This window comes from Photorhabdus temperata (assembly GCF_025384845.1).
In the GTDB taxonomy this organism is placed as follows: Bacteria; Pseudomonadota; Gammaproteobacteria; order Enterobacterales; family Enterobacteriaceae; genus Photorhabdus; species Photorhabdus temperata.
This window is the reverse complement of sequence record NZ_JAJAFX010000060.1, coordinates 1-13,692: the sequence shown is the minus strand read 5'-3', so window position 1 is coordinate 13,692 and position 13,692 is coordinate 1. Positions and strand designations below refer to the sequence as shown.

Below are 13,692 nucleotides of genomic sequence, written 5' to 3'. Positions count from 1 at the left end.
TTTACCTATGTATTCTCACTATAGGAAAAATATATGTCTCAATTACCAATGTATGATCTGCTTGTTCTCGATTTTACCCGGCATAGAGCGGGCCCTGTTACTTCCCGATTATTGGCAGATTGGGGGGCAACAATCATTAAAATTGAAGAGCCTGCCGATCTTGGGGACAGCATGGGTGGCTCACGTGAAGGGTTTGATTACCAAAATCTGCATAGAAACAAGCAGAGTTTGTCTCTGAATTTGAAAACAGATGATGGACAAAGCGTTTTTAAAAAACTGGTGGGTAAAGCGGATGTTGTTCTGGAAAATTTCAGACCTGAAGTTAAATATCGGCTTGGCCTTGATTATGATTCATTGAAATCAATAAACGAACGTATTATTTGCGGGAGTATATCAGGATTTGGGCAAACAGGTCCTTACTGTACAAGACCTGCTGTAGACCAGATTATTCAGGGAATGTCAGGTTTAATGTCAGTTACTGGTATACCTGGTAGCGGACCTGTACGTGTTGGTGCGGCAATTACTGATATAAGTGCGGGAATGACGTTAGCTCAGGCAGTTTTAATGGCGCTTTATTATCGTGAGAAAACCGGTCTGGGTCAGTGGGTCTATACTTCTTTACTTGAATCTACAATTTCAATGCTTGATTTTCAGGTGGCAAGATGGCTTGCTAATGGCGATGTACCAACCCAAATGGGTAATGATCATCCAACATTAATGCCTATAGGGTTATTTCCGACGGCTGATGGACAAGTTAATATTGCTGCTGCTGAAGATTCAAAATTTAGACTTTTGTGTAAAACTTTGGATATTCCAGAGTTGGCTGATTTTCATGAATATAGCAATATTACACTGCGATCTTTGAATAGATCTTCATTATTGAATAAATTAAAAGAAAGAATAAAATATTTTAAAAGTGCTGAGCTAATTGAAAAGCTTAATTCTGTAGGTATTCCTTGCGGACCTTTGTATACGATAGAGGAAGCAATGAATGATGAGCAAATGAATCATTTGAAAATGAAATGTTCAATTAATCACCCTAATCTTGGTCAATTATCATTAGTTGGGCAACCATTTCATTCCAGTCGTTTTTGTGACATGCAAACTGTTAGGGCTGCTGCTCCAGAGCATGGAGAACATACTGAAGTGATCTTAAAAGAGTTTCTGAATTACCAAGATGATGAAATAGTTGAGTTGCGTAATAATGGAATAATATAAAATTTCTTTCTTTACTCATTTTTCTGTTCTGCTATATCTATAAAAATCAGGTAACAGAGAGTTAATTGTTCTATTTTCAATTGCATTTTTTTCGTATTAATGCGTGTTTCTTTGATAATGATAAATAGATTATATTTTTAATAGGGTGAGTCAATTTTTTATGCTGTAATTTCCTCTTGGGATATATCAGATAATGTTGTGTCAACATTCATTCTGAGAGATTTATATTCATTGGTTTTAATATTTCCGACATCAATTTCCTGGGCGGTAGATACAATAATAATAGGCTTGGAAATAATAACGTTAATTAAAAATTTATTATGGTGATAACATGAGTATAAATGAAACTAATACCGGAAATATTAAGGACAGATTTTCTTTACGTAAACTAAGTCCATATTTCTGTGCTGAGATAACCCGCATTGATTTGAGTCAACCGTTAGATGATGGATGTATTCAAGCGATATCTGATGCATTGGCTACGTATGAAGTTTTGGTTTTTCCGGGCCAAAATCTTTCAACGGAAGACTTATTGCGAATTGGCGATTATTTTGGTGAGCTGACGGTTCATCCTTTCGCGGAAAATTCAGCAGAGGTTCCTGAACTTATTGTCTTTGATTATAAAGAGGGTAATCCGCCTGTCTTAACTGATCGCTGGCATTCTGATGAGACATACCGGGAATGTCCACCTTTAGGAACGATGCTTTATTCTAAAATTGTTCCCGAAATTGGCGGGGACACATGCTTTTCGAGTATGACCGCCGCTTATAACGCACTTTCAAATAAGATGCAGCAATTTATTTCTGGGCTTGAAGCTATACACGATTTTGCATCTTACAAATATCTTTTTCCTGAAACGGATAAAGGGAGGCAACAACTGCGTAAAAATGAAAATCAATATCCACCCGTTAGCCATCCGGTAGTGCGTATACATCCGATAACTGGAAAAAAAGTTTTATTTGTTAATCCTCACTATACTCGATATATCAAAGGCATGGATGATAGAGAGAGCTTTGAATTATTGAATAGCTTATATCGCTCCACTTCCATTTTAGAGTATCAATACAGGCATCATTGGGAACCTAATATGCTTGTGTTTTGGGATAATCGTTCTGTTCAGCATGCCGCGGTTCATGATTATTATCCCAATCCGCGTTTGATGGAACGAGTAACAATAAAAGGTGATCGGCCTATTGGTGACGGTACAATGGTTCAACCATCAGATTTACGTAAATTCAAAGTAGCTCAATATGATCACACGGATGATCGCCGTGCCTTGCGCCAATTTGAACTTGAATGAGTTTCTTTTATAATAAAAGAGGGCTAAATTAATCAATTAGCTCTCTTATACCAATAAAATATTAGTTCTGCTTTGCATTCACATTTTGCATTGAGATTAATTGAAGTTAACTGGATGATTTATCTTTCTAATTAATAATAATGAACTCTTTGACGTCGGTGATTTAAAATGAATAGTATTACAACAGTCAATATCCAGAATGTTATCAATAGTCAAAAACTTTCAAAAGTCCAGTGGCAAGTATTAATTCTTTGTTTCTCTATCGTGACTATTGATGGTTTCGATACAGCATTAATGGGTTATATTGCACCAGCAGTGATAAATGACTTTAACGTAGAAAGCATTGTTCTTGGGCCAGCCATGAGCGCTGCGCTTTTTGGTTTAGCATTGGGCGCGCTTTTTTCTGGTCCGCTTGCTGATAGATTTGGTCGAAAATTAGTACTTACAATATCAGTGGGTGTTTTTGGTCTGTTTAGTTTGGTTACCGCCGCCGCTGATTCAATACAGACATTAACTATTTTGCGTTTTTTGACGGGATTGGGTCTTGGTGCCGCAATGTCAAATGCAATAACGTTGATATCTGAGTATGCACCAGAGCATCGGAGGTCTTTGTTAATAAATATCGTTTTTTGTGGCTTTCCTTTTGGTGCGGCGCTAGGCGGAATGTTTTCTGCATGGATTATCCCACATTTTGGATGGCAAGGTGTTCTGATTTTAGGGGGTATTTTGCCCCTGTTTTTATCTGTATTTCTTTTTTTCCTACTGCCTGAATCACTGAAATATCTAATTTTAAAAGGTAACTCAGAAGAAGATATAAGACGAATTTTGTTTAAAATGACAAACGGACTTTTAAATGATGTAAAGAAATTTACATTTGATGAAGAAGAAATTATACATGAATCATCAATCAAAACTATTTTGTCCAGTCGATTTTTACTTGGGACAACAATGTTATGGATAACCTATTTCATGGGATTATTGGTTTTTTATGTTTTAACAAGTTGGATGCCGATTTTAATGAACGATGCTGGTTTTAGCATTAGTATGGCAGCCGTGCTTACGGCATTATTTCCTTTGGGTGGTGGAATAGGCGTTGTTTTCTCTGGTTGGTTAATGGATCGGGTTAATCCTCATAAGGTAGTAGCAACTAATTATGTTCTTACTGGTATTTTGGTCTTTTCTATTGGTCACGGAGAAAGTGTATTTTTATTGAGTATTTTAATATTTCTTGCAGGGACGACAATGAATGGCGCACAGGCGTCAATGGGAGCAATTGCAGCACAATTTTATCCAACTAATTGTAGGGCAACCGGTGTTGCCTGGATGTTAGGATTTGGAAGATTAGGCGGGATCTGTGGTGCTTTATTTGGGGCAGAATTTATCAGATTTGGATTGAATCACAGCACTATTTTTGCAATCTTATCCATTCCAGTAATTTTAGCTGCTGCGACATTGATATTTAAAGATGTAAGTTATAGAAGGAATAAATAGAGCGTTTTCTCAGAAGAGGTTGCAGTTTTGTACTGGTGAATTGATGAGCTGAATTTTGTTCAGTTTATTGAAGATGCACAAGAATTGGCGTTATATCCCGTCATGATCTAATTGTAAAACGTTGGAAGCAGAGAGAGCGTTATGCGCAAACAGTCACAGATTATGAACTGCAAGCGTTAGCGGTAATTGCTGCGTCAGTTTTATGCGATAGAACCTTCTCCTTCTATTTCTTTTGTCACGGATGAAAAACCGGAGTTGTTAAATAGAGAACCGTTGTTAGGCTGGGTACAGATAATGCCTGACTCTTCACTTCGGTTGATTGTTATTCCGGGTAACCATTTTAGTTTATTGGCGCATAATGAAAATAAAACGGTTTTAGCTCAGGCTCTGGATAGGGAGTTGGCAATGCATTGTGATGGGGAGTCACTGTATTAAGCAATATAGAATAATTTAATGTCTGGGTGATAATCCGGTATATATTGTTTATACCGGATTTCTTATGTATTAAAACAGAATAATTAAAGTTATAATTCCAATATAAGTTATTTTTTAAGTTTATTTGTTATTATTGTTTTTATTTTATATTGTGTGATCTAAGTTGTGTTTTATTGTTTATTTTATTTTACTTTTTTGATTGCCTTGGTATTAAAATCGTATATTTAATTGTAGAGTTGTTGTTGGAAATATTTTTTTAATAAATAATTTAGAGAAAGTAATAGAAGATGTGATCATGGTAATGTTTTTTTTGGTAATATAGGTTGATTATTATCATTAATATTTCATGATCTCGATTTTGGACATATTGGGTTTATTTTAAATAACTCGTTATAACTAAGAGTATACCCATTAGGTGTAATTGTTGTTGGCCGTTCTTGTGAATAAATGGTGAATATGGACAGTGTGCAGAAACCGGCGCGTACATGTAGTATGTGAGGACGGTAAGAGTGAAAAAGCAGTGAAAAAATTTGAATTTATATATTTTGAGGTATATACAAATTGAATGATATTAAGCTTTGTCCTAGCTTGCACAACGTGTTGGTAAATATTTCCAGACGTCCGAAAAACCACATCAAAGAACTATCTAACTGGAATGTATCGTGTTGCAATCAATATTTTATTGCGTTAGTTATTATTATAATAATATTATTTCAACATCATAAAATAATATGTGATGAAATTAATTGTAATTTGTAATGTTTCTTTATGGTATTAGGTGTAATTCTATTTATATGAAAAAATAGAATCTCTTGTTGTGCATAATAGGGTGAATTATTTCTTCCATTGTTAGGGGAATTAGCGCCGAAAAATTGTTAGTTATCCGTTATTAATCGGGTTATGGCACAGTATTTTGAATTGATATCAGATATGTCCGTTTTTATTTCTTGGGGGCAAGAAGTAAGAAAGAAATATTGGTGATGGCTGTCAGGAATGACAGTTTTCAAATTTCTAACAGATTCGTTGAGGTAATAGATGAAAGATAACATTGCTACAGTGGGAAATGTTCTTAAAGCCGAAGCTCTCTCTCAGATGTCATGTGAAAATATAACTCATAATACAAACGATACATCGATTCCATCACAAACATGCGTCGTGATAGGAGGGACAACCCTTGCGGTGTTCTGCGCCGAGCAAATTCAGGCGGCTGGGCATACCATACAAGCAGTGCTACCTACTGATACCGTTCTGCAAACATGGGCTGCTCAACAAGGGATTGCTTGTGTGAACTCGGTTGATGCATTACAAGAACAAATCACGTTACACCCTGTCGATTGGCTTTTCTCAGTCGTCAACCCCATGATCCTGCCGGTATCGCTGATTAAACAGATTCGCGGCGGGGCTTTTAATTATCATGATAGTCCGTTGCCACGCTATGCTGGCAGGCATGCCACTTCTTGGGCGTTGTTAGCCCAAGAAACACATTACGCTATTTCTTGGCACTGTATTGAAGGTGGTGTAGATACCGGCGATATTGCGGTGCAATGGCCGGTATCGATTGAGGAACACGATAATGCTTTCTCGTTGAATCTGAAATGTTATCAAGCTGCCCAGAAAGGATTTATTGAACTGCTGAAAAATCTGGGTCACGGCGCACTGGTGACTTATCCACAGGATCTTTCGCAACGGAGTTTTTATGCGCTATCGCATCGCCCTGATTTTGGCGGCTATTTGTGTTGGGAGCAGTCGGGAGAGGCCCTGTCGGCTTTAGTACGGGCATTAGATTTTGGCGAGAATTACCCAAATCCATTAGGTTGCCCGAAACTGTTACTAAGACAGGGCCCGGTGCAGATTTCCTGGCTTCAGAGGTTAAAACAGCGTTCTGAGGGGGTACCCGGTACATTGATTAGGGTGGAGGAGGACGCCTGGCAGGTGACGACCGGCAGTGAGGATGTGCGGATTGGGGGATTCGCTACCCTTGAAGGTCACTTACTGTCTGCCAGAGAGCTTGCTGATATATCGGAACTCAGGTCAGGTAAACCGCTTCCTCTGCTTTCTTCACAGCAGGCCCAGAATGTAAAAAATACCCTTCAGGCACTTGCACCCAGTGAACCATTTTGGTGTGAGCGTCTTGCCTCTTTGAAACCGCTCCAGTTACCTTTTGAAATGCTTGGTCAGCAGGCAGAACCCCGATGGGTAATGGGTCCCTGGCAGCCTCCACTGCCAAAAAACGATGCAGAAGATCCATTACAGTCATTGTTGCAGATATTTGTTATCTATCTTGCACGTCTGACTCAGCAGGCTCAATTCCAAATCGGCTGGTGTGTGGATGAGGTAAACGATAAGTCGGCAGATTTGGCGTCGATGGTACCTATGATCATTGAAGTGGCGTTTGATAAGCCCTGGCGTGCGGTAACTGACTGGGTTGATGATGAACTTGCCCGATTGGCGCAGCACCGTACATTCAGCCGTGATCTTCCCTCTCGCTCTCCTTTACTGCGGGCTATCCCGGCATTAAGAACAAGCCGGCCGTGGCAGATTGCCGTCACTGTGATACAGGATGACAGACCGTGCGCTCAAGAAGTACTCGGTGAATTGTTGACGCTCCAAATGAATGTGCAGGGCGGTTTTCGCTGGGTCTATGATGAAAATCGCCTGAGTCCGGAAGTGATTCTGCGGATGAGTGAGCATTTAAAGATGCTGGCATTGTCGAAAAGGCGCGGTGATGAAATCCCCGTCTGGCAGCTTAATTTGTTGCCGGAGGCTGAACGTAAGCTGTTACTGGAAACTTGGAACGCCACAGAAACTGTGTATCCTGATACGTTGTGTATTCATCAGTTGTTTGAACAACAGGTGGAGAAAACACCAGAAGCGACGGCACTGATAGCGGGAGATAAGACCTTCAGCTACACGGAACTGAATACACGTGCTAACCGGTTGGCTTGTCAGCTGATCGAACAAGGGGTTGATCCCGGTGATCATGTTGCGCTCCTGTTAGAGCGATCGATGGGGCTGGTGGTGGCCCAATTGGCTATTCTCAAAGCCGGCGCCGTTTACGTGCCGATTGATCCCAATGTGCCGGATGAACGGAAAAACTGGCTGATGAGCGATTGTTCAGTCAGGTTGTTGCTCACTGATACACGGGATGATATTCCGGCTAACCTGGCTGTTCCGTTGTTGCGTCTCTCTGATGAGACAGACACGAATAGAGAGGAAGATTGCCTCAACCCTGACTTACCGCGTTCTAGCGCTGAGTTAGCCTATATCATGTATACCTCCGGTTCTACCGGTACACCTAAAGGGGTCTTAGTGCCTCATCGTGCGGTGGTCCGGCTGGTCATCAATAATGGTTATGCTGAAATTGGACCGGATGATCGGGTGGCCTTTGCCGCTAATCCGGCTTTCGATGCTAGTACGTTTGAAGTCTGGGCGCCGTTGCTCAATGGCGGCGCGTTAGTGGTTGTCGAGCACATCACTTTGCTGACGCCGCAAACGTTTGTACAGGCTTTACAGGTTCAGCGAATGACGGTGCTGTGGCTGAGTGTTGGATTGTTTAACCAGCTGGCGGTGGAGCTGTCTCCGGTGCTTCCGCAGATAAAGCTCCTGATTGTCGGGGGAGATGCCCTTGATCCCCATGTCATTGGGCAGGTATTGAGCACGAGTCCGCCACAACAGCTATTAAATGGCTATGGGCCGAGTGAAGGCACTACCTTTACGACGACATACCGAATCAATGCATTGGCGCAGGGAGCGGCCCGTATCCCGATTGGCCGACCGGTAGCCAACACGCGGGTTTATCTGTTGGATGCCTATGGTCAGCCAGTGCCGTTGGGGGTGGATGGAGAGATTTATGTGGGAGGCGATGGCGTTGCCCAGGGTTATTTCAATCGCCCTGAGTTAACCGCCGAACGTTTCCTGGTTGATCCATTCAGTGATAACCCGGATGCGCGCATGTACCGCACCGGGGATTTGGCGCGTTACCTGCCGGACGGCAATCTGGAGTTTCTGGGCCGCAATGATCAGCAGGTGAAAATCCGCGGCTTCCGCATTGAACCGGGGGAAATTGAGGCGCGTCTGGCAGAGCATCCGGCGGTGCATGAGGTTGTTGTGTTGACTCGGGGGGAAGGGGAGGATAAACGGCTGGCGGCCTATGTGGTGGCACCGGCGGATGACGGGCTGGTGAACAGCCTGCGTGACCATTTGAGCGCCATTTTACCTGACTATATGGTGCCGTCGGCCTTTGTGCGTCTGGATGCATTTCCGTTGACGCCTAACGGTAAATTGGATCGCCGGGCATTGCCGGCGCCGGACAATGAAGCCTTTGCTTATCAAGTTTACGAAGCGCCTCAAGGCGAAACGGAAATGGCCCTGGCGGCGATTTGGCGTGAATTACTGGGGATTGAACAGGTTAGCCGGCATGACAGTTTCTTTGCCCTGGGGGGGCATTCGTTGCTCGCGATCCGGATGGTTGAACGCCTGCGTCACCTTGGGTTGACGCTGACGGCGCGTGATCTGTTCCAGTTTCCGGTGCTGTTTGAACTGGCCCGGTCACTGGGACAACATCAGGCGGTGACCGTGCCGCCTAACGTCATCACCCCGGCAGACACAGTATTGACGCCGGCGATGTTGCCGCTGATTGATCTGACTCAGGCTGAGATTGACCGTATCGTTGAACAGGTGCCGGGCGGGATCGCCAATATTCAGGATATCTATGTCCTGTCGCCGTTGCAGGACGGGATTTTATTCCACCACTTACTGGCAAACGAAGGGGATCCGTATCTGTTGACGGGTTTGATGGCCTTTGCTGACCGGTCTTTGTTAGAGCGTTATCTGGCTGCGGTTCAACGGGCGGTTGATCGGCACGATATCTTGCGTACCGCTTTTATCTGGCAAGGATTGTCAGTGCCGGCGCAGGTGGTCTGGCGTCAGGCCCAATTGTCGGTGACTGAGCTGACGCTGAACCCGGATGACGGTCCGGTGAGTGACCAGTTAACCCGGCGCTTTGATCCGCGTCATCATCGTCTCGACTTGGGGGAAGCGCCGTTATTGCGCTTTGTGGTGGCGCAGGAGACTGATGGCCGCTGGATTGTCCTGCAATTGCTGCATCACCTGATTGGCGACCATGAAACGATGGAAGTGATGCACCGCGAAGTCCAGGCATACCTTACGGGTCAGGCTGATAGCCTGCCTGCGCCGGTTCCTTTCCGCAATTTGGTGGCGCAGGCCCGGTTGGGCGTGAGTCAGGAAGCGCATACCCGTTTCTTTACCGAGATGCTGGCGGCGGTAGATGAACCGACGCTGCCATTCGGGCTGGCAGAAGTGCACCGAGACGGCTCACAGGTGACGGAATTTCACCGGATGTTGGCGCCTGAGCTGAATGATCGTCTGCGCAGTCAGGCCCGGCATTTGGGGGTCAGTCTGGCGGCGCTGTGTCATCTGGCCTGGGCGCAGGTGTTATCGCGTACCAGCGGGCAGGAGAAAGTGGTGTTCGGCACGGTGTTGTTTGGGCGTATGCAGGCAGGGGACAGCGCTGACAATGGTATGGGGCTGTTTATTAATACCTTGCCGTTGCAGCTGGATATCGATGAGACGCCGGTACGGGACAGCGTGCAGGCCGCCCATACCCGACTGGCTGGATTATTAGCGCATGAACATGCGTCACTGGCGCTGGCCCAGCGGTGCAGTGGTGTACAGGGTGAGCTCCCACTCTTTAGTAGCCTGTTGAATTATCGGCACAATACCTTGCCGGTAACGTCTGATGAACTTATCAGCGGTATTGAATTTCTGGGTGTACAGGAGCGGACCAACTACCCGTTTGTGTTGTCGGTGGAGGATTTTGGTGGATCCTTGGGGCTGACGGCTCAGGTAATGCAACCGTTTGATCCGGAAAGCCTGTGTGGTTATATGCAGCAAGCACTGGAAAGTCTGGCGGCGGCGCTGGAGCAAGCCCCGGACATGCCCGTTCGGGCGTTGAACATCCTGCCGGAAGCGGAACGTACCTTGTTGTTAAAAACCTGGAACGCGACGGAAACTGTATATCCTGATGCGTTGTGTATTCATCAGCTGTTTGAACAGCAGGTGGAGAAAACCCCGGAAGCGACGGCACTGATAGCGGGAGAGAAGACCCTGAGCTATACGGAATTGAATGCCTGTGCTAACCAGTTGACTCATCAGCTGATCGAACAAGGGGTTTGTCCCGGTGACCCTGTTGCACTCCTGTTAGAGCGATCGATGGAACTGGTGGTGGCCCAATTAGCTATTCTTAAAGCGGGTGCCGTTTACGTGCCGATTGATCCCAGTATGCCGGATGAGCGGAAAAACTGGCTGATAAGCGATTGTTCAGCCAAATTGCTGCTCACCGATACACGGGCGGATATTCCGGCTAACCTGACGGTTCCACTGTTGCGTCTCTTTGATGAGACAGATACGAGTAGAGAGAAAGATCGCTTAAACCCTGATTTACCGTGTTCCAGTGCCGGATTGGCATATATTATGTACACCTCCGGCTCGACCGGTACGCCCAAAGGGGTCCTGGTGCCTCATCGGGCGGTGGTCCGGCTGGTCATCAATAATGGCTATGCCGAAATTGGGCCGGGTGATCGGGTGGCTTTTGCTGCTAATCCGGCTTTCGATGCCAGCACGTTTGAAGTCTGGGCGCCGTTGCTCAATGGCGGCGCGTTAGTGGTGGTCGATCGTGTCACTTTGCTGACACCGCTGGAGTTTGTACAAGTTCTACAGGTTCAGCGAATAACGGTGCTGTGGCTGAGTGTCGGATTGTTTAACCAGCTGGCGGCGGAGTTGTCTCCGGTTCTGCCGCAAATAAAGCTCCTGATTGTCGGGGGAGATGCCCTTGATCCCCATGTTATCGGGCAGGTATTGAGCACGAGTCCGCCACAACAGTTATTGAATGGCTATGGGCCGAGTGAAGGCACTACCTTTACGACGACATACCGTATCACGGCATTAGCACAGGGAGCGATCCGCATCCCGATTGGCCGACCGGTAGCCAACACGCGGGTTTATCTGTTGGATACGCATGGTCAGCCGGTGCCGTTGGGGGTGGCCGGGGAGATTTATGTGGGGGGTGATGGGGTTGCTTGTGGTTATCTTAATCATCCTGAATTGACGGCTGAACGTTTTCTGGTTGATCCGTTCAGTGATAACCCGGATGCACGCATGTACCGGACGGGGGACTTGGCGCGTTATCTGCCGGACGGCAATCTGGAGTTTCTGGGCCGCAACGATCAGCAGGTAAAAATCCGCGGTTTCCGCATTGAACCGGGTGAAATTGAGGCCCGGTTGGCAGAACACCCGGCGGTGCGTGAGGTTGCTGTGTTGGTACGGGGAGAAGGGGAGGATAAACGACTGGTGGCCTATGTGGTGGAACCAGAAGATGAGGGGCTGATAAACAGCCTGCGTGCCTACCTGAGTACCATTTTGCCTGATTATATGGTGCCGTCGGCCTTTGTGCGTCTGGAGGCGTTTCCGTTGACCCCGAATGGTAAACTGGATCGTCGTGCGCTACCGGCACCGGACAATGAAGTCATTGATCGCCAGGTTTACGCGGCACCGCAAGGCGAAACAGAAATGGCTCTGGCGGCGATTTGGCGTGAGTTACTGCGGATTGAGCAGATAAGCCGATATGACAGCTTCTTTGCCCTGGGTGGTCATTCATTACTCGCTATACGGATGATTGAACGCCTGCGTCACCAGGGGTTGACACTGACGGCGCGTGATCTGTTCCAGTTTCCGGTGCTGTTTGAACTGGCTCGGTCACTGGGACAGCATCAGGCTGTGACCGTGCCGCCTAACGTTATCACCCCGGCAACTACGGCGCTGACACCGGCGATGTTGCCGCTGATTGACTTGACTCAGACTGACATTGACCACATCGTCGCGCAGGTACCGGGTGGGATCGTCAATATTCAGGATATTTATGCGTTGTCGCCGTTGCAGGATGGCATTTTATTTCATCATCTGTTGGCAAATGAAGGGGATCCGTATCTGTTGATGGGTCAGATGGCCTTTGCTGACCGGTCTCTGTTAGAGCGTTATCTGGCCGCAGTTCAACGAGTGGTTGATCGGCACGATATCTTACGTACGGCTTTTATCTGGCAAGGATTGTCAGTGCCGGCGCAGGTGGTCTGGCGTCAGGCCCAATTGTCGGTGACTGAACTGACACTGAACCCGGCTGACGGTTCAATCAGTGAACAGTTAACCCGACGTTTTGATCCGCGTCATCATCGTCTCGACTTGGGGGAAGCGCCGTTATTGCGCTTTGTGGTGGCGCAGGAGACTGATGGCCGCTGGATTGTCCTGCAATTGCTGCATCACCTGATTGGCGACCATGAAACGATGGAAGTAATGCACCGCGAAGTCCAGGTGTATCTGACGGGGCAGGAGGATAGCCTGTCTGTGCCGACACCGTTCCGCAATTTGGTGGCTCAGGTCCGGCTAGGGGAGAGTCAGGAAGCGCATACCCGTTTCTTTACCGAGATGCTGGCGGCGGTGGATGAACCCACGCTGCCGTTCGGATTGACGGAGGTGCATCGTGATGGATCTCAGATGACGGAATCTCACCGGATGCTGGCGCCTGAGCTGAATGACCGTCTGCGCAGTCAGGCTAGACATCTGGGCGTCAGTCTGGCGGCTTTATGTCATCTGGCCTGGGCACAGGTGTTGTCGCGTACCAGCGGTCAGAAGAATGTCGTGTTTGGCACGGTGCTGTTTGGACGTATGCAGGCGGGAGAAGGCGCTGACAGTGGAATGGGGCTGTTTATCAATACCCTGCCGCTGCGTCTGGATATCGACGAGACGCCGGTACGGAACAGCGTACAGGCCGCTCATACCCGGCTGGCCGGATTATTAGAACATGAGCACGCGTCACTGGCGCTGGCCCAGCGTTGCAGCGGTGTGCCGGGTGAACGCCCCCTCTTTAATAGCCTGTTGAATTATCGGCACAATACCTTGCCGGTAATGTCAGATAAACTTATCAGTGGTATTGAATTTCTGGGCGCACAGGAGCGGACCAACTATCCGTTAATGCTGTCAGTGGAGGATTTTGGGGAAGCCCTGGGGCTGACGGCTCAGGTAGTGCAACCGTTTGATCCGGAAAGCCTGTGCGGTTATATGCAGCAGGCATTGGAAAGTCTGGCGGCGGCCCTGGAGCAGGCCCCGGAAATGCCTGTTCGGGCATTGGAAATTCTGCCGGAAGCGGAACGTACGTTGCTGTTAAAAACCTGGAACGC

Annotated in this window: 5 protein-coding genes; all 5 read left to right on the top strand. The window is 46.7% G+C overall.

Annotation, left to right across the window (positions count from 1 at the left end; all coding sequences use genetic code 11):
- The first annotated feature begins 33 nt into the window (after positions 1–33).
- Positions 34–1,218 (top strand): CaiB/BaiF CoA transferase family protein, encoded by a 1,185-nt coding sequence (locus LGZ99_RS19125; protein WP_262979451.1) that lies wholly within the window; start codon positions 34–36, stop codon positions 1,216–1,218.
- 331 nt (positions 1,219–1,549) lie between these two features.
- Complete coding sequence (locus tag LGZ99_RS19120) at positions 1,550–2,518, top strand: TauD/TfdA dioxygenase family protein (protein ID WP_262979450.1); 969 nt, start codon at positions 1,550–1,552, stop codon at positions 2,516–2,518.
- A 168-nt stretch (positions 2,519–2,686) separates the two neighbouring features.
- On the top strand, positions 2,687–4,009 hold the full coding sequence (locus LGZ99_RS19115; RefSeq protein WP_023046139.1) for an MFS transporter: 1,323 nt from the start codon (positions 2,687–2,689) through the stop codon (positions 4,007–4,009).
- 186 nt (positions 4,010–4,195) lie between these two features.
- Positions 4,196–4,444, top strand: coding sequence for a hypothetical protein (locus LGZ99_RS19110; protein WP_021326128.1), 249 nt, complete (start codon positions 4,196–4,198; stop codon positions 4,442–4,444).
- Positions 4,445–5,479: 1,035 nt separating this feature from the next.
- Positions 5,480–13,692 (top strand): non-ribosomal peptide synthetase (locus tag LGZ99_RS19105; RefSeq protein WP_262979449.1); only part of this gene is annotated, 8,213 nt, incomplete at its 3' end.

Bases quoted from the DNA above. Each gene is read 5' to 3' on its own strand.
- LGZ99_RS19115 (WP_023046139.1), top strand. From the start codon at position 2,687: ATGAATAGTATTACAACAGTCAATATCCAGAATGTTATCAATAGTCAA.
- LGZ99_RS19120 (WP_262979450.1), top strand. From the start codon at position 1,550: ATGAGTATAAATGAAACTAATACCGGAAATATTAAGGACAGATTTTCT.
- LGZ99_RS19125 (WP_262979451.1), top strand. From the start codon at position 34: ATGTCTCAATTACCAATGTATGATCTGCTTGTTCTCGATTTTACCCGG.